The sequence below is a fragment of the Paenibacillus intestini genome, from assembly GCF_030803945.1.
In the GTDB taxonomy this organism is placed as follows: domain Bacteria; phylum Bacillota; class Bacilli; order Paenibacillales; family Paenibacillaceae; genus Paenibacillus; species Paenibacillus polysaccharolyticus.
Genome location: NZ_JAURUN010000003.1, coordinates 387305 through 405407, shown reverse-complemented (window position 1 = coordinate 405407; position 18103 = coordinate 387305). Strand labels below are relative to the sequence as shown.

Genomic DNA, 18103 nt, shown 5'->3' with positions numbered 1-18103 from the left:
ACTCTTATACTTCAACTCTATGAGAGTATTCAATCTGATAGAACAGGAAGTAGAAAGATAAAGTGAACAAAAAAAAGAAAGTCCGATAGATTCGGACCTTCTTCTCCGTTCCATATTAGGGGATTCGCTCTAGTGTGTGTAAGCCGCAACGTTATCAGGGTTTACTGCTTCGTGAAGAGCCGCATTAAGTCCGGTTGCAATGACATTGGCTATGCCTTCAATGAACTCATCAATTTCTTTCGGAGTTACGATCAGGTCATGTCCGAGCGGTTCAAGCACTTCTTTTACCAGACTCAAACGATCCTCTTCACCGATGTCATCGAGCATACCCATGATTTGTTTTGTCTGATCGGTTTCCTGACGAAAGTGAGAACGCATCATTTCGATGACGTTGTTCACGATGGTCGAAGCATAACATACCGTTGGCACACCGATGGCAATGCAGGGAACACCCAGAATTTCCTTCGTTAATCCGCGACGTTTGTTACCAATACCAGAACCAGGATGAATCCCGATATCAGCCACCTGAATCGTTGTATTCACTCGTTCAAGTGAGCGGGAAGCGAGCGCATCAATGGCGATAATGGCATCAGGACGGGTACGCTCAACAATGCCCTGCACAATGTCACTTGACTCGATTCCCGTTGTACCAAGCACACCCGGAGCAATAGCACTGACCTCACGATATCCAGGCGCCACCTGATCTGGTACCAATTCAAAATACTGCCGGGTAACCATCAAATTCTCTACAACCAACGGACCAAGAGAATCTGGAGTTACATTCAGGTTGCCGAGACCTACGATCAGTACCTTGGAATCCTTGCCGATGCCCGCCTTGGTCATAAACGCTTCCATTTCTCGTGTGAATTCGGCGGCTACCCGTTCCTGCAGTTCAGTATCTCCGTTGCGAAGGGAGGGCACCTCAAGTGTGACATAATGGCCTTTTACACGCCCTATGGCTTTCGCTGCTTCATCATTCAACACATCAATCCGTGTAATCGTAATGCCCTCTTTCTTATCTACATCCTCACGTAATCCGGGGATCGTCTGTTTCTGACTGCCTTGTGCCATTTCTTTGGAGTCAATGGCCAAATCGGTACGTACGGTATAATTTTGTAAATCCAGTGTCATCTGTGTCCCTGCCTCCCTTATTCCATTTGAGCATATTGTGTGGGAAAAAGGCGGGCTTTATGCAACATACCAAACAACGATGCAAAATCTGTTGCAATTTACATGCTAGCGTGATAGAATATTTTAAGTTGTGAAACGTTTGTATTCATGCGAATGCCTTACAGGAGGTGAATGTAATGCCAAACATCAAATCCGCTGTTAAACGCGTAAAAACGAGCGACAAGCGCCGCGCACTCAACGCTTCTCAGAAGTCTGCACTCCGCACAGCTGTTAAAGCTGCTGATGCTGCTCTGGTAAGCAACGAAGTTGACACTGCTAAAGCTGCGATTCAAGCTGCTTCCAAAAAGCTGGACAAGGCTGTAACTAAAGGTCTGGTTCACAAAAATGCAGCTGCACGCAAAAAGTCTCGCTTGGCGAAAAAACTGAACGCTCTTTCCGCACAAGCGTAAGAAGCGTTACTTATACGAACCAATGGAAAAATCCTGAACAGCATGGGCTTTCAGGATTTTTTAGCATCTGTTCCGCCAAGTAAAAGAACATACCATAAAAAAAACAACCTGAACATCTCTGATCATCTGTTGAAATATCAACAGATGGAGAACTCTCAGGTTGTTTTTTTGTTTTTGCCTACGGCTATGCTCCAAGTCTTAACAAAAATAACTCCAGGCCAAGAACCTTATCCACGGCTCCTGTTTTCATCTGATAATCCAGCTCACTCAAGTGACTCAAAATCTTTCGCAACCGGTCAGCATCGAATTTCCGAGCCTGTTCCCCGGCAATTTTGATAGCGTACGGATGCAAGCCAAGTTGACTGGCGATCTGCTGCTGTGAGTAACTTTGTTGCCCAAGTTCCTTGACCTGAATCATAATACGGAACTGCCGCGCAATCAGCGCTGCAATCTTGATCGGTTCTTCACGTTGCTTCAAAAGTTCATAAAAGAGTGCAAGTGCTTTTTCTAACCTCAGATTAGCCAGTTCCTCCACAAGTGCAAATACGTTCTGCTCCGTGCTACGAGCCACCAGTGACTCGATATCTGCGCGGCGAATCGTTCCTCCGTTTCCTGCAAACAAACAAAGCTTATCCACTTCGGCAGATAACCCTTGCAGTCCCGTTCCAGCATAACTGATTAGCGTATCTGCTGCCCCAGCTTCAAAGGTTACCTCTCTCTGTTTCGCGAGTTTCACAATCCATTGGATCAATTCTTCTCCACTTAGCGGTGCAAAGGCCAACACAACCGCTTGTTTCTTGGCTGCTTTTACTAGTTTCTTCCGCTCATCCAGCTTATCTCCTTGCGCCAAAAAAACGATCGTGCTGTAATCAGCGGGATTATCCATATATGTAATCAAGCGATCCACCTGATGCTCTATTTTGGATTCCTTTCCCGCGGTAAACAAACTGGTGTCCCTTACAATAATCAATTTACGCGGAACGAGAAAGGGAACCGTCTCTGCTTCTTCCACAACAACCTCGATCGGTGTTTCGGAGAGATCATAGGGAATAACCGCAAAATCCTGATGCTCCTCTTCAATAACATGCGTTTTTAACATCTCTGTGAACTGCTGTATCTGGTACTTCTCCGTTCCATACAGCACATAGATTGGCGCAGTTTCTCCGCTGCGTATTGCCTTTGTTGCGCTTTTTACATCCATCCACCGTGCCTCCTTATCCCTTTTATCCTACCAGAAAATACACAAGACAACAAAGGGACCTTCATCCATGTATGGATAAAGGCCCACTGTTCTGCATCTATATAAACGCAGGCACAGCCATTCTAGAAATAGCTGGCGTGCGGTCATACGACGTCAGTTGTTGGATCAGAGATAGGACGTTCTTTAGTTAGATCCAGTATATGCTTGTTCATTAGAAAAGGTTCTCTCTAATTGCCCTGCAGAAACCTTATAATGGAGCTATTTCGCAGGTGATACATTAGATGAGGTACTGACTTTGAAGGTATCCTTTGTAGTCGCTCCGTCTTTGTCCATTTCATAATTGAACTGCTGGCTGTCTTTGGACCAACTTCCCGACTTTAACGTACCTTCTACACTCCGTTGCTCAATCAGATTCAGAACATCCGGATCATTCGCAGATTTCGCATAAATACTTAACTGGTCACCGAGTAGCATAACAACATAAGAACCATCCGGTGATTTCCATTCTTTTGTCCCTGTCGGTGCAGCGATTCCCTGTTCAGGAGCCATTAGTCCCTGCTGACCTCCAGTAGCACCCGATTCCGTTCCAGTTCCTGCATTGTCAGTTTCACTGCCTTGAGCCGGGGTATCCTGGTTTGGAATGATCGTTTGAGCCGAAAATGTCTCGTCGAGCTCATCGTTTGATTCGGACGCACTTCTTCCATCCTTGTCATTAGGAGTGGAAGCACTACCTTCACTTGTATCCGGCTTTTTCTGCTCCGTTCCCTGACCTGAATCCATGCTCTTCTGAGTATTACCAGAGTCAGAAGAAGGACTTGAATTTACCTCTTGCTTGCCTTTGTCTTGAGATGACGGCCCTTCTGCGGAAGGTTTTACTGACTCTTGATCACCTGGAGCTTCTGGAGTTTTCAGTTCTGTTCCGTTGCTCTCGTCAGGTTGATCCGCATTCGGTTGCATTGAACCTTCCGTCACCGGATCATTTGACGAGTCAGGCGCAATCGCACTGCCTTCTGCTTGGTTCGTTATGTCTCCTTGATCGTTTTTCAGATACATCCTCTGTGCAGACTGCTCTTCACTGTTGCTATCTTGCGGTGCCCCCGAGCTCATCAGCATCGAATCTGCATTCTCAATCTGCTCTGGCTGATATCCCCAGATGGCAAATCCCAATACAACAGCCGCGGCCGCTGCACCCACAGACATCCGTCCCACCATCGAATTAAGCCATTTGGTTTTCGCTTTCTGCTCACTAGAACTTGAGCGCTTTAGACTCTCAAATGCCGCAGGGACAGGACTCATTTCTTGCACGGTACTGCTTTGTTCTTTTCGCGCTTCGTCAATCGCATCCAATTGAGGCATAATCGCATCAACCAGACTGAACTTCGGGCTTACTTGCGGCAAATCTTCCAGTTCCCTGGATAGAGCTCTGAGCATACTAAAATTTTCGGCGCACTCCGGACACTTGGCCACATGCTGTAGCATCTGCGTCGTTTCCGCCTCGCCCAGATCATGATCCAGATACCGGTGCATCCATTCCACCACCTCTTCGCATTTCATCCTGTCACACCACCTTTCTGATACTCCTGTAGTAGATTTTGTAACTGTTGTCTGGCTCTAAATAAGTAAGACTTTACCGTATTTAGCGGAAGATCGAGACAATCCGCAATTTCGTTATAGGATAAATCTTGCAAATATCTTAGAACAATGACGGTCCGATGATGCTCTGGCAACTTGTTGATCGCATCTTGAATGTCCTTGGCTACATAAGTAGACATCACTTCAAATTCTACATCCTGCTTATCCTGAAAAACCATTTCATGCTCATCTATAGACACCGATGGCTTAGTTCTTCTGAACTTGTCAATGCAGATATTCGTTACGATGCGTTGCACCCAGGTTTTGAACTGGGCTTTTTCTTCATAAGAATTAATCTTGGTGTAAATGCGGATCAACGCTTCCTGCGCAGCATCCAAGGCGTCCTGTTCATTATTTAGAATGTAATATGCGGTCCGATAGACGTGCTGTTCAATCTCCCGCAATAGGGTAATTAGAGCGTCGCGATCGCCCGATTGAGCGGCTCTGATGAGTTCCGGCTCTACCACAAAGGATCCCCCTCTCCCTGCAACCTTACTGACGTAATCATCGATAAAATTGTTGCAAAGTTAAGTATATTTTAATTTTCCATCACAAAATAACGGCATATGTATAAGGGCCGCCGAATCTTATCTTAGAATAACAGAAAATGCAAACGTAGTCATCAAACGTCTGACATCACGAATTCCAGTACTTACACGACTCAAAATAAATGCAACGGCATACATTATGGTTAAGTACTTTTAAAGGCCTAAAAATAAAAAAAGTCGAAATTTGTCCAAATTTAAGCTTTTTTTAATGCATTTTTCATGAAAATGGTGTATTGTAAATTTACATTCATAAGACGAGGTGATGAGCATGCCAGCTCTAGCGAAAATTCAACAATTAAAAGAACAAATGCCAAAGGAATATCAAAGCATTTCCCACTTTGTGGAGCACGCTTTGGAATCAATCGACACCCTGGTTGAGGAACATCGGAAATATGTAGCTGCGCAGGCGTTATACGGCGATAAAATCGTCGGATCGGAAGAACGCTTGTACAGAGAAACGGTACTGGATGTCAGAGCACAACTACTGGCGACACTCGAAAAAACCGTTGAAGACATTTTGCACAAAGGTGATAAACATTGGGATAAACATTTCAAGGACGGCGTGGAATAATTCACTATTCCCATTTATATTCAGTAATCAGAACGAATATGAAAAAAGCCCTTTCTCTTAATTCTCTTTTGAAGAGAGTTATGGATAACAGGGCTTTTTCTTGTGTTATATTGTAAGTAGTTATACAAAAAGAACTAGACTTTAAAAAAATTAATAAATGGCTATCAACTTTCCACTGAGGAATCCTAAAGCTCTGACTCCTGCAGAACTTGCATAAACCCAAACTTCAATTTTTCCTTTTGAGCTTGCTTCTTGCGTAATACTGTTTGGATCTCCCCATGCCAGACGCGCTTGTGTAGTATTCATCCCTAGAGCTACTTCACCCGCAATGATTTTCTTCCATGTAGATGAAGACCAGTTGTATTTTTTATAGGGATCGTAAGAAAAGAATTGATCTGAATCTGCCAACATCTCCGTTACACTCGATGGAAACCCGCCTGCATAAGCAATAACGCTTTTACCCTTGGTATTACGGAAAACAATGGAGTAGCTTCGTTCATCATACTTCCCTTTTTCAATTTTAATATCGGTGATAGTCAATTTACTAAAGCGTTGCCCTAGGCTTGTATCACTATTAATCCAATAGGACTTGCCAATGAACCGGCTCAGATTTCCCAACTCTTTTTTCTTAATCAAAGCAAGCGTATCCTTCGACTCCACCACAAAAGCAGCATTTCCAACGAACACTTTGGCTTGTTTCAACTCAGTATCCCAATTTACCTGTATACGTGCCACTTGTTTTAAAAGTTCCGCAGGAAATACGGTTTGCCCGTTAATGGTCTGCACCTTACCTTTCATTGTGATCGCTTTATCGTTGAAATCTGCTACTGCACTTCCCTTTGTCAGTGTGATAAGGTCATTTCCCATCTGTATCTTGAAACGAACTCCCTGAACATCGATTTTGGCTCCTAGCATTTTGAAGACAGATTGTACAGGTAAATACACATTTCCGTTTAATAATTCAGCTCCTGTCAATTTCTGTTGAGAGTTAACGGTCAGTTGTGTATCGGAAGACTTATCCCCTATTTTCAGCATCACTTTTGTAGTTCCCATGCCTGTTGCTTTCAGCTTGCCTTCTGGCAGAATCAGAGCTACTTGCGACTGTTCCAACGTAATTTCACCAGGCAGAGGCGCACGTTTTGTTTTGAACCCGTTACTATAATTCTCCTGAACAGTAAGTGTGACTGTGTCTCCGATATTAGCTTCCTTGGTTGATGCCGTAAGCGTTACTTGATTCAGAGTCGGTGCCGATAGAGAAGTTAACTTCCCACTATGATATACAGCCCACGAGCCATCCTGTAACTGTGCATATAATTCGTCCAGATCAAGTGAATACACCATTCTGGATACATTGTTTAGTCCCGGTAACTGCTCACCCTTGTAATTGTCATTTCTGTCATAATTCCAGACTGTTCCATCCTTTTTCACCGCAAGTAGTTTATACTCGTTTCCCCACCAGATCAAAGATTGGACATCATTAGCAATCGTAATTTGCTCTTCCTGATACAACATATTGACAATAACTACCGAGTTGTCATCTTTTAATACTGCTGCAAAAACATTATTTGCTGCAATTGCGGTAGCGTTAGCTACATTTCCAGCTTTTCGAATTTTACTATATTTTGAATAATATATATCACCTGATGAAGACAAAATGGTGTCGGTGATGTCACTTCCATACGAATAGGAACTTACATCTAGAGCAGAATCCAGAACTTTCTCCTGATCTCTAAACTTATACAGGCTCCCATCCTGAAGCTGAACCCATCCATTACCATATACCTTATTAACTCCTTTGAATTGTTTGGTTGTTGGCAGATGAGGATTATTCATATCCCACATAATAACTTGATCATCCGCAGTCCAACCAAAAACAACTCCATTATATGATCCTGAGATTCCGATTAAATTATGATTTTGTGTCCACACTCCAGCAATACTTCCTTTTGACCACAAGGTTCCATCATTTAGCAGATAGTTATTACGGTCAAGAACAGAATGAATAGAACGATTCGACTCAGACGAAGCAAATGCTCCAGGTATCCCCATCAGAACACTAAGAACCAGAATCCCGATCCACAATGTAAACGTTCTAACTCGTGCTTTTTTGAATAGTAGCATTCCTATACGTTCCCTTCTCTCTATGTATCTAGTAAACTAAATTTTTCATTTGACCCCTCCTAAGCCAAGCCTAATACTATTCGGCAAAAATAACCAAATATCCTTCAAGTATCCTTCAGACTTTATGATTCCACTCTTATCTCGGAGCCAGCTTACACCGCACACTTATCTCCCCATCTTTCACGCTCATCTGCACCTCACCCATCCGGTCCGTCCGATAAATCCGGGAACCTACTGCTTCCAAACGTTTCATTACGTCTGGGTTGGGATGACCATAGGTATTGTTAACCCCTGCAGAGATCAGTGCAGATTTGGCATTCCAATACTGAAGCCATGCTTCTGAGGATGATGTCTTGCTACCATGGTGGGCGACCTTGAGTACATCTATAGATAGATGTGATTGTAGTCGCGGTACGGTAACTACCGTTGAAGAACGATGATCTCTGCCATTTTCCGCTAGACTTCCCATCCATTCAGGCACAACTACATTCGTCTCGCTGTCCGCAACAGTTCTCCCCGATTTTTGAACGTCCTGCTGAAAAGAGGTCGCCAGCGAACCATCCTGAATGTCATACAGCACATCCTGTTCCGTTGCCGCTTCCATATCTCCGGTGAATAGCATAGACGTACCCGCCATCTCCAGCAAAAAAACAACCGACCCACCGTTCTGATTCTCAAGAACAGGCAGATCTCCTGTTGGATTAGGTCCACTCCGCTCTGGTGAGATAAAATATAAAGCCGTTTCTGAATCGGGCTTATAGGTCATGCCCTGATGTGTAGCGAATAGTGGGATTTGGCGTTGCACCGCTGTGTCCAGCAACTGATCGAATTTCTCCTTTCCACTCGTCGTTCCGTTAAAGATGAAGCGTTTCACTGGAATTTGCTCCAGTACGGACTGAAGGCCACCGGCATGATCCTGATCCGCATGAGTCACAATGACAGCATCAAGCTGGTGAATGCCTCTCTTTTTTAATAAAGGAACAACAACTTTAGCTCCCACCTCATACGGATCACGCCTTGTTTTCCACGAGTGTTCGCTCCCCCCAAAATTAACCGTGCCTCCGCCATCTACAAGGATATGTTTGCCTTCTGGTGTTGTTATCAATGTACTGTCTCCCTGACCAATGTCCAGAAATTGAACTACACCTGTTCCCGCAGGACGTGGCGTCTGATATGCCCACCATAATCCTGCTACAAAACCGACGGCAAGCACACCACATAACCATCGCTTCGCTTGGCTCATGCGTACTTCGCTATAGAAGGCTGCACCTCTAGATGTAAATGCACTTGCATACTCAGGCCAGGCGATACTTGCGCCAAGAGTAGAGAGTGAACCATGATCTGATGTTGCTCTTCGAGTAGGCAAGGGATCGCGCGCTGAAAGTTGCAAGCGATTGTTCGCTTTCGCTGTGTAAAGTGATTGAGTGTCAACAGACCGTGAAGAATTGAAGCCTAATGCTAGTGTAGAGCCCCTTTGTGTAGCACCTCGTGAAGACATATCAAGTGGCGCTGTATCCTCTTCTGCAACATGAATATTTTGGGATATCTCACCGCCGCTCCGCTGATGGAGCAAATAAAGCAACACATATAAAATCACATAATAGGATGCAATCCATAATAAGGAAGGTGTAGGCCAGATCATCACAAAACCTGGCAAACTGTTCATCCATTCCACACTGAGAAAGGTAAGTTGATTCAACTGAATCGCAATCCATGCCAGAAGTTTCGCAAGCGGAAGCCACACAAATGATAGAATCATCGCAACCGTACCTAAGGGAAGCACTACAGCACTAATCAAAGACACCAGCAAAAAGTTGGCTGCAAAAGACAGCAACGAGAACTGATTGAAGTACAGAATCGTCACTGGAAAAGAAATCAGTTGCGCTGTTACCGTAACCGAAGCTGTCGCTGCCAGCGATTTGGGCCATTTGCTGAACAACCTGTTAATAAGCGGCATATAAATCATCAGTCCCGCCGTCACCAGAAAAGAGAGTTGAAAACTCACATTTAATAAAAAATAAGGATTCCACCAGAGCATGAGCAAAGCCGCTGCACTGATGATCTGAATACCATCTCTGGCAAGTCCACGCTTCGCCATATACAGACCGATCATCGACATCATACCTGCCCGAATGACCGATGGAGAACAGCCCGAGAGCAGTACATATGCTGGCACGAGAACCAGCACAATCGTTAGAGCTGTCTCTCTTGTTAATCTCAGCCATGATAAAAGCATGAGCAATGAAGCCACATACACTGCAACATGTGTACCCGAGATGGCGAGGATATGAGTTAATCCGAGCTGTGAGAATTGACCGTACGTACCTGGATCAATATCCTTCGCCATTCCGATGATCAGACCTTTCATGTAACCGGCATGCGGTTCAGGAAACAACCGATCTACCGCCGAACCGAGCAGTAGTCTTGCCGAATCTGTCCACCGTAGAATGTTTATTTTCCCCAGCCCTTCAGGAGACGAAGCATGAACCGAACTGGCCCCCTTCACTTTGACCATCCAATGGATATACTGCGTCCTTAGATAGCTACGATAGTCAAATCCCCCAAAATTCCTGGCTTCACCAGGAAGAACTATCGAGCCTGACAGTTTCAGCTTATCCCCTCGCTTCCAAGATGCTGCTGTATGCTGTTCCTGCTCTTCCATTAATCGGACTTGTACAATGACTCTTTCATTCATTTTGTCCGAAGTCGCTTGTGACTTTAGTGATTGCAAGGAAGGATCTGGCGAAGAATCTTGATTCTTGACTTCCTTATCTGTCTCTTCATACAGCCTAAGAGAAGAAACCTGCATCTCAAAACCTGCCCGATCCCCATCAACCTGCACATCCGATACAAGTTCCCCTTCAACTTGAACATCTAACCCATCAATTACGTCAGTAGATCGATGTAAATATGCTGGCAATGTACTATAATTACGAAAATCATTCCACTCCCACTGTATTAAACCACCTGCAAAAGCAATAACTAAAAGAAGAATCGACCACCCACGAATATTCATGAAACGAAGTAAGAGTGGAAGACATGCCATCGCCCCGACTACTCCCCAAAATAAAGTCCATCCCGTCAATAAACACGCCATGCCACTACCGCACAACCAAAAGATTGTAAAGCGAAGCAATGGTCTTCCTTTCATTCTGTCCCTCTCCCTTCTGCTCATCTCCAAGGCAATAAATACACAAAAAACCCCCGAAGCCCATTCAGGCTAGCCGGAGGTTCTTCCCCATACGTATGAAACTAATTAATATTGAAAATAAAAGATATCCCAGGTGTCATCTGTTCTGACATGATCTGAATCATTTAACCTGTTCTATATAAGTTCTTGCTAATTGCTTACGGTCATCATAGTCTCCCGTGGAGGCTGGTAATTCTCCAGTCTACGGAACGAAATGCCTTTCTGATGCATCATATTTTTTACTTTACTCGTATCTTTGGGATATGAGCGATGAAATACAATCTCCGTAACACCACTGTTCGCCAGCATGTTGGCACATGTCCAGCAAGGCTCATCGGTTACATATACAGAGGAACCTTCGCGGTCAATCCGATCCGTGAATAAAAGCAAATTCTGCTCCGCATGGATGGTACGAATACAGCGTTGCTTTTTAACCATTTCTTCCTGTCCGTCCGTGACTACAAGTTCATATTCTTCCGATATCATGCAGCCTGCCTCAGAGCAATCCGCCACTCCCATCGGTGCTCCGTTATAGGCAGTACCCAGCAACTTTTTCCCTTGAACCAGCACAGCTCCTACGTGCCGGCGCGGACAACGGGAACGTGTCGATACCATATAAGCAATGTCCATAAAATACGTATCCCAGTCCTTGCGAAGCTCTGTTGCACTCATGCCGTTTTCTCCTCTCGCCTTGAACCTATTACTATTATGCTGAACTTTTAACGAATCTGTACATAGGGAGCCATCTTCTCCAGCATCTTCATGCCTATGCCCTTCACCTTGGTAAGATCGCTAACTTTGGCAAAAGGACCATGCGCATTGCGATAATCCACAATGGCCTGAGCTTTCTTCTGTCCAATCCCCGGAAGCTCCGTGAGTTTGTTGACAGGTGCAGTATTCACATCGATCTTACCGTGATCTGCCGTCTCACTGGTTGTTTCGTCAGCTGGTTTAGATGTTGCTTCTGCTTCAGATACAGATGAACGGCTTTCATTCACCTGGGCCTGTGGTTGAGCTGGTGCATTGCCTGACACAGCAGGAGCAACATTAGGCTCCCGAACCTTCGACTCCTGTGCTGGAGCTGCGTCGTCCAATTGCCTACCGCTCACCCCATCTTTAGGCGCAGCATCAGCTACATTCTCGGGAACCAAAGCAGCCGACTGTATCGCAGAAGAATTCTGCTCACTTGTCGGCTGATTGGAGCCGAGCTGCATCGGTTCCCAGCCGCTAGGTGGCTGTTCACTTTTGCCCGACCATAATATTAGTACACATCCAACCACTGCTGCAGCAATGGACAACGCTTTGTTCCGTCTCATCTTCCGCACACTCCCTCATATTCAAAATAGAGATCATTTCGAACACGGGCGGTGCTTCCGAACCGTTTCATGATTTCGCTTATCTAAGTTACATAATTTCATGTCATGTGAACCAGACCCTGATGCATACAATAGAGGGAAGAAACTGCGCCATTACCGTAAAGCATGAAAGGAGGCCTAAACCAATGAAGGTTGGATTTATCGGAACCGGCAGCATGGGCAGTCTGTTGATCTATGCCCTGATCCAATCCGGTGCACTCGAACCCCGTCAGATTGCAGCAAGCAATCGAACTCCATCCAAAGTACGTCAGCTTTCCCTCCGTTATCCAGGGCTGCATGAATCACAGAGCAATCGGGAAACAGTCATTCGCAGCAACATCATCTTCCTGTGCGTGAAACCGCTGGAATTCAGACATGTCATTGATGATATCCTGCCTGTTGTGAATTCCAATCACATAATTGTCTCGATCACCAGCCCCGTGCAGCTGCGCCATCTGGAATCTTCGCTTCCTTGCAAAGTCTCCAAGGTTATCCCCAGTGTTACACATCAGGTCGGCAGCGGAGCAAGCCTATTCATCCATGGTGAACGTATGACGGCAGAAGATCGCTCACTGCTCGAAGGCCTAATGAGTCATATCGGCAAACCTTATCAAGTGGATGAAGCCTGCACTCGAATCACATCTGACTTCTCCAGCTGTGGCCCTGCATTCATATCCTTCTTTTTGGAGCAATGGATTGAAAGTGCTGTGCGCTTGACAGGTATCAAACGTGCCGACGCCTGCGCCCTTGCCGGTGAGATGCTTCTAGGTACAGGCAAACTGCTCACCGAGGGAGGTTATACTCCACAAGAACTTCAAGCCCGTGTCGCCGTACCTGGCGGAATAACCGCTCAGGCACTTGCGCTGCTGAGAAACAACCTCGATGGTGTTTTTGATAGTCTGATCCATACAACACATGAAAAATACGATGAAGATTTAGTCAAACTGGATGAGGTATTCCGTGCCAGCGAGATTAACCGGCAACAATATTAACCAGTTTGCCTGGAACGGCAATGACTTTGCGAATAGTCTTGCCTTCCAGCGCCTGTTTCACAGGTGCAAGTTCCATCGTGTAGTCCTGCATTCCCTGTGCATCCAGATCCTTCGCGATCGTCGCACGAGTTACAATTTTGCCGTTCACTTGAACTACGATTTCCACTTCTGCATCCACAGTCATGGACTCATCGTATGCAGGCCAAGCTACGTAAGAGATTCCACCCTCGTGTCCAAGACGATTCCACAGTTCCTCTGCCATATGCGGCGCCAGAGGTGACAGCAATTGAACGAAGTTCTCCATCGCTTCGCGAGGCAGCGTCTCTGCTTTGTACGCGTCGTTGATGAAGATCATCAATTGGCTGATCGCCGTGTTGAAGCGCAGATGTTCCAGATCTTCCGTCACTTTTTTAATCGTTTTGTGTGCTGTGCGTTTGAACTCGTCGGTTCCACCGTCAGCTGTAATTTTCTCATTAATCGCACCAGTATCTTCGTTAATGAACAGGCGCCATACGCGTGACAGGAAACGATACATTCCCTCTACCCCGTTTGCGTTCCAAGGTTTAGTCGCTTCCAGAGGACCCATAAACATCTCATAGAGACGCAGTGTATCTGCACCGAATTCGTTAACAATCTCATCCGGGTTGATGACATTACCGCGAGATTTACTCATTTTCTCATTGTTGGTTCCCAGAATCATACCTTGGTTAACCAGCTTATGGAACGGCTCTTTCGTGTGTACGACACCCAGATCATACAGCACTTTGTGCCAGAAACGAGCATACAACAAGTGTAGTACAGCATGTTCTGCCCCACCGATGTACAGGTCAACTGGCAACCATTGCTGTTGTTTCTCCTGTGAGATCAGTTCCTTGTCATTGTGCGGATCGATAAACCGCAGGTAATACCAGCAGCTTCCCGCCCATTGTGGCATCGTGTTAGTTTCACGGCGAGCTTTCATACCCGTTTCCGGATCAACCGTATTTACCCAATCGGTCACGTTTGCCAGTGGGGATTCCCCTGTACCTGAAGGTTTGATCTGGTCAATGTCAGGCAGCAACAGTGGCAATTGATCTTCTGGCACAGTCTTCATCGTCCCGTCCTCCAGATGCAGAATCGGAATCGGCTCTCCCCAATAACGTTGACGGCTGAACAGCCAGTCGCGCAGACGGTACGTTGTTTTTCCTTGTCCTTTGCCGTTCTCTTCGAGCCAAGCGATCATTTTCGCCGCAGCTTCTTCATTGTTCAAACCGTTCAGGAAATCGGAGTTCACATGTGCGCCGTCACCTGTATACGCCTCTTTTGTAACATCTCCGCCGGCAATGACTTCAATGATATTCAGGTCAAACTGCTTCGCGAATTCCCAGTCACGTGCATCGTGGCCCGGAACAGCCATAACAGCTCCTGTACCATAGCCAGCAAGTACATAGTCAGCAATCCAGATCGGCAGCTTCGCTCCGTTAACCGGATTGATCGCATATACACCTGTGAACACACCTGTTTTGTCTTTTGCCAAGTCCGTACGTTCCAGATCACTCTTACGCGCAGCCTGCTCCTGATAAGCTTTCACTGCCTCACGCTGTTCTTCGGATGTAATCGCGTCAACCAATTCGTGCTCTGGAGCCAGAACGGCAAAACTTGCACCGAACAATGTATCTGCACGGGTTGTGAATACTTTGATTACTTCTTCACGGCCTTCGATGGCAAAAACCACTTCAGCCCCGGTCGATTTGCCGATCCAGTTACGCTGCATATCCTTGATGCTTTCCGACCAGTCCAGCTCTTCCAGATCTTCCAGCAAACGCTCTGCGTATTCCGTAATTTTCAGTACCCATTGACGCATCGGTTTACGTACAACCGGGTGTCCGCCACGTTCACTCTTACCGTCAATAACCTCTTCGTTCGCCAGAACCGTGCCCAATGCTTCACACCAGTTCACCGGCACTTCATCGACATAGGCCAACCCTTTATTGTACAGCTGAATAAAGATCCACTGTGTCCATTTGTAATACTCAGGGTCTGTTGTACTGATCTCACGATCCCAGTCATATGAGAATCCGAGAGATTTGATCTGACGACGGAAATTGTCAATGTTGCGGAATGTGATATGACGCGGGTGCTCCCCCGTATCCAGTGCGTGCTGCTCTGCTGGCAGACCAAAAGCGTCCCAGCCCATTGGGTGCAGCACATTGTATCCACGCATCCGTTTGTAACGGGATACGATATCAGTTGCAGTATATCCTTCCGGGTGACCTACGTGCAGTCCTGAACCGGACGGATATGGGAACATATCCAGTGCATAAAACTTCGGTTTGGACGGGTCCTCACCTGTTTTAAACGTTTTGTTGTCATCCCAATATTGCTGCCAACTTTTCTCCATCACTTGCGGCTGATAGCCGTGCTTCGGCTGATGATTCTCACTCATCTATAATTCCTCCTTCAGGTTATACGCGCTTTATAACAACAAAAAAAACCTCAGCATCCCGTAGCGTTTGCAGCGCTAGGGACGAGAGGTTGAATTCCCGTGGTACCACCCTAGTTAGCGGACGAACGTGCTTCGTCATCCACTCCCTTTAGACCTGTAACGGCGGTTAACCGATGCGGATTTCCAGTCCTGCACCCAAGGCATAGAACTTTGTAATCACCGCATTTCTCCAAGGCGAGTTCGCAAAATACTGTCAATCGGCTTGCACCAACCGCCGACTCTCTGTCATGTACAGCACCCACTACTGATCCTTATCATCGAAATATGTATACAATATAGGAAGCATTATATAAAAATGCAAGCTCAAAGTCAATATGACATGTCACAATCTCTTTCTCTCAAGTCAGACTTTATTGCCCTTCACATGTCAACTGGCATTCTCACATTTTTCTAAACCGTTCAATGCCTTCCTGCAAATTACGGATCGTAGATTCGATATGCTCCTTGTTATCATACTTACGGTAATCACATTCAATTCGGAGCGCAAGATCAAAATACAAATCATATAAACTTCTGCGCTTCCGCTCGTTCTCTGTCTCAACCTCACGTCCATATCCTTTGAGAAAACCCGGAGTATAGTTAAAATGACTGAAATAATGCTCCATTAGCGGATCGCCCCATAATGAGCGTTCAAAATCAATAATGGCCGTAATTTGCTTATCCTGGACCAGCACATTGCCATCCCACAGATCCCAGCTAATCAGGGAAGGTTCTGTCACTTCATCCAGTGCATCTGATTTCTCATCAATCAACCGTCTCAGCTCATTGTAATCGATGCCGATATCAACCCCTGCCTCTTCACCATCTGCAAGCATATCATGCATGAGCATCAAGAAAGCTTCTCTCCACGTCGCACGTTGTCTGTCCTTTCCGGAAAAATAACCAAACCGCTCTCCCTTAATCTCGTTAATTCGCTGGTTGTACCAGCCTAACTGCTGTTCAACCACTTCCTGATCTTCGGCAGTAAAATCTTCTTTCACCTGGTTGTATGGAACCCCGGGCATAAACTCCATAATGAAATACTGCGCGGGAGCCATGAGTAGTGAAGCATCATATGCGAGTACCAGAGGCACAGGAACATCCTTAAGCTCAGCAACAAGCTGGAGTGCTTCCACTTCAGCCGTCATTAAATCCTGTTCACAGCGCATTAGATTGGTCGTAGCCGCAGGTGCGATTTTTAGGACAACTTTTCGTCCATCGTCAAGAAAAATTTTATAAGCATGGTTTGCCCAGCCATCGATCATTTCCTCGTAATCTTGAATCGTTACAGCAAGGTGATGCTTAATGATCTGATCCAGCTGTTCTTTGGACAATCTCGTTTTATATGTACTTTCCATCTCTACAACTCTCCCTGTGATTGAAATATAGTTTGCATGTTAAGAAAACGCTTTCCTTTTTTCATTCATTATGTCTCTCTTTGCTTCAAGCGGCAATACTTTTTATCATATATGTTCAAAAAAACTGCCTCGAGCAACATACTTACACGCTGCACAAGGACAGTTTCTTATTCATATTCATATTCATATAAATTAGTTTAGCGTCGCTCATTATAATTTTCTCTTTAAACAATCATTTTACAGCCACGTAGAACAGACGCTGTGCGTGATCTCCAGCTTCTTTCCACTCAAAGTCTGCATACACCTTCACATCCCGGAAACCCGCTTTGCTTAATTCAAGCTTCATCCAGTCTGGATCATAAGCGCGTTGCGTATGAACTTCTTCGAATCGCTGATACGTATCTCTGTTGCCCTCATCCAATCTAGAAAAAATGCTCAGATGATGCTCAATCTCACACCGCTCCTGATCAAAATCACACGTCCAGATATATGAGACTGAGCGTTCATCTAACACAAACGGCTGTTCCTCATCATACCGAATCAAGGTATTTGGATGGTGTACATCAAACAAGAATGTACCTCCCGGCTTCAGCATTTCATACGTCCGCTCGAATGTTCGAGTGACATCTTCAGATTCCAGCAAATAGTTCACGCAATCGCAGAACGAAATGACCGAGTCTACAGGTTCAGGCACTCTCCACTCCCGCATATCCTGCTGTACCCAGCGTACACTGCCTTCCCTGTACAGACGGTGTCCCTGAGGTGTCGCTTCCATTTTGCTACGCGCAACAGATAACATATCTGCGGAGAGATCAATACCCGTCACTTCAAAGCCAGAGTTCACCAGCGGGATCGTAATGGACCCCGTTCCGCAGCCAAGCTCAGCCACACTTATGGGCATGCCATGTTGTTCCCAAGCTGTTCTTGCAAACCTTATCCAGTCCGGATAAGGCATATCTTCCATTAATTCATCGTAAACGTAGGCAAATTTCCGGTAAGACATGTCGGCACCGCACTTTCAATTTCATTTTCCTCATCGGATCGGATCAAAATTCAAACTAAAAAGCAGGGCTTCCGGTGTTTACCCAGTC

Annotated in this window: 14 protein-coding genes and 1 other annotated feature; of the genes, 3 read left to right on the top strand and 11 right to left on the bottom strand. The window is 45.6% G+C overall.

Annotated features, from left to right (window positions below; translation table 11 throughout):
* Positions 1–129: 129 nt before the first annotated feature.
* On the bottom strand, positions 130–1131 hold the full coding sequence (gpr, locus tag J2T16_RS11035; protein WP_154887994.1) for a GPR endopeptidase: 1002 nt from the start codon (positions 1129–1131) through the stop codon (positions 130–132).
* 176 nt (positions 1132–1307) lie between these two features.
* Here gpr and rpsT point away from each other — a divergent pair, with 176 nt between their 5' ends.
* A complete protein-coding gene (gene rpsT, locus J2T16_RS11030; RefSeq protein WP_024628504.1) occupies positions 1308–1580 on the top strand; it encodes a 30S ribosomal protein S20 in 273 nt (90 codons plus the stop codon).
* A 184-nt stretch (positions 1581–1764) separates the two neighbouring features.
* Here the strand turns inward: rpsT and holA are convergent, their stop codons facing one another.
* From holA to J2T16_RS11015, 3 genes are all read right to left on the bottom strand, one after another.
* Positions 1765–2781 (bottom strand): DNA polymerase III subunit delta, encoded by a 1017-nt coding sequence (gene holA, locus J2T16_RS11025; RefSeq protein WP_090914819.1) that lies wholly within the window; start codon positions 2779–2781, stop codon positions 1765–1767.
* 258 nt (positions 2782–3039) lie between these two features.
* Positions 3040–4335 carry an anti-sigma factor family protein gene (locus J2T16_RS11020; protein WP_499018340.1) on the bottom strand — a complete coding sequence of 432 codons (1296 nt, stop codon included), beginning with the start codon at positions 4333–4335 and terminating at the stop codon, positions 3040–3042.
* Positions 4332–4880 (bottom strand): RNA polymerase sigma factor, encoded by a 549-nt coding sequence (locus J2T16_RS11015; protein WP_090914823.1) that lies wholly within the window; start codon positions 4878–4880, stop codon positions 4332–4334. The genes J2T16_RS11020 and J2T16_RS11015 overlap by 4 nt, the downstream gene beginning before the upstream one ends.
* A 349-nt stretch (positions 4881–5229) precedes the next feature.
* Here J2T16_RS11015 and J2T16_RS11010 point away from each other — a divergent pair, with 349 nt between their 5' ends.
* Positions 5230–5532, top strand: coding sequence for a hypothetical protein (locus J2T16_RS11010; protein WP_090914824.1), 303 nt, complete (start codon positions 5230–5232; stop codon positions 5530–5532).
* Positions 5533–5682: 150 nt separating this feature from the next.
* Here J2T16_RS11010 and J2T16_RS11005 read toward each other — a convergent pair whose 3' ends face one another.
* The 4 genes from J2T16_RS11005 to J2T16_RS10990 form a co-directional block, all read right to left on the bottom strand.
* Positions 5683–7653, bottom strand: coding sequence for a copper amine oxidase N-terminal domain-containing protein (locus J2T16_RS11005; protein ID WP_221788910.1), 1971 nt, complete (start codon positions 7651–7653; stop codon positions 5683–5685).
* Positions 7654–7789: 136 nt separating this feature from the next.
* The gene (locus J2T16_RS11000; RefSeq protein ID WP_499018338.1) at positions 7790–10804 is read right to left on the bottom strand and encodes a ComEC/Rec2 family competence protein; all 3015 of its coding nucleotides are present in this window, start codon (positions 10802–10804) and stop codon (positions 7790–7792) included.
* A gap of 189 nt (positions 10805–10993) precedes the next feature.
* A complete protein-coding gene (locus J2T16_RS10995; RefSeq protein ID WP_090914912.1) occupies positions 10994–11515 on the bottom strand; it encodes a deoxycytidylate deaminase in 522 nt (173 codons plus the stop codon).
* Between the two features lie 47 nt (positions 11516–11562).
* Complete coding sequence (locus J2T16_RS10990; RefSeq protein ID WP_260510904.1) at positions 11563–12159, bottom strand: ComEA family DNA-binding protein; 597 nt, start codon at positions 12157–12159, stop codon at positions 11563–11565.
* A 185-nt stretch (positions 12160–12344) separates the two neighbouring features.
* On the opposite strand from J2T16_RS10990, the gene comER reads away from it, so the two are divergent.
* Positions 12345–13190, top strand: coding sequence for a late competence protein ComER (comER, locus tag J2T16_RS10985; protein ID WP_123062606.1), 846 nt, complete (start codon positions 12345–12347; stop codon positions 13188–13190).
* On the opposite strand, the gene leuS is transcribed toward comER, so the two are convergent.
* From leuS to J2T16_RS10970, 3 genes are all read right to left on the bottom strand, one after another.
* Entirely contained in the window at positions 13171–15615 is a 2445-nt protein-coding gene (gene leuS, locus J2T16_RS10980; RefSeq protein ID WP_499018337.1) for a leucine--tRNA ligase, read from the bottom strand. The genes comER and leuS overlap by 20 nt on opposite strands.
* 74 nt (positions 15616–15689) lie before the next feature.
* Positions 15690–15942: a binding site (T-box leader), on the bottom strand.
* 113 nt (positions 15943–16055) lie between these two features.
* Complete coding sequence (locus J2T16_RS10975; protein WP_221788906.1) at positions 16056–17012, bottom strand: phosphotransferase family protein; 957 nt, start codon at positions 17010–17012, stop codon at positions 16056–16058.
* A 232-nt stretch (positions 17013–17244) separates the two neighbouring features.
* Positions 17245–18015, bottom strand: coding sequence for a class I SAM-dependent DNA methyltransferase (locus J2T16_RS10970; protein ID WP_499018336.1), 771 nt, complete (start codon positions 18013–18015; stop codon positions 17245–17247).
* Positions 18016–18103 lie beyond the last annotated feature (88 nt).

Coding starts and splice junctions, on each gene's coding strand:
- J2T16_RS11005 (WP_221788910.1), bottom strand. CDS start 7,653: ATGCTACTATTCAAAAAAGCACGAGTTAGAACGTTTACATTGTGGATC.
- J2T16_RS11000 (WP_499018338.1), bottom strand. CDS start 10,804: ATGAAAGGAAGACCATTGCTTCGCTTTACAATCTTTTGGTTGTGCGGT.
- J2T16_RS10995 (WP_090914912.1), bottom strand. CDS start 11,515: ATGAGTGCAACAGAGCTTCGCAAGGACTGGGATACGTATTTTATGGAC.
- J2T16_RS10990 (WP_260510904.1), bottom strand. CDS start 12,159: ATGAGACGGAACAAAGCGTTGTCCATTGCTGCAGCAGTGGTTGGATGT.
- J2T16_RS11010 (WP_090914824.1), top strand. CDS start 5,230: ATGCCAGCTCTAGCGAAAATTCAACAATTAAAAGAACAAATGCCAAAG.
- leuS (WP_499018337.1), bottom strand. CDS start 15,615: ATGAGTGAGAATCATCAGCCGAAGCACGGCTATCAGCCGCAAGTGATG.
- holA (WP_090914819.1), bottom strand. CDS start 2,781: ATGGATGTAAAAAGCGCAACAAAGGCAATACGCAGCGGAGAAACTGCG.
- J2T16_RS10970 (WP_499018336.1), bottom strand. CDS start 18,015: ATGTCTTACCGGAAATTTGCCTACGTTTACGATGAATTAATGGAAGAT.
- gpr (WP_154887994.1), bottom strand. CDS start 1,131: ATGACACTGGATTTACAAAATTATACCGTACGTACCGATTTGGCCATT.
- J2T16_RS10975 (WP_221788906.1), bottom strand. CDS start 17,012: ATGGAAAGTACATATAAAACGAGATTGTCCAAAGAACAGCTGGATCAG.
- J2T16_RS11020 (WP_499018340.1), bottom strand. CDS start 4,335: ATGAAATGCGAAGAGGTGGTGGAATGGATGCACCGGTATCTGGATCAT.
- rpsT (WP_024628504.1), top strand. CDS start 1,308: ATGCCAAACATCAAATCCGCTGTTAAACGCGTAAAAACGAGCGACAAG.
- comER (WP_123062606.1), top strand. CDS start 12,345: ATGAAGGTTGGATTTATCGGAACCGGCAGCATGGGCAGTCTGTTGATC.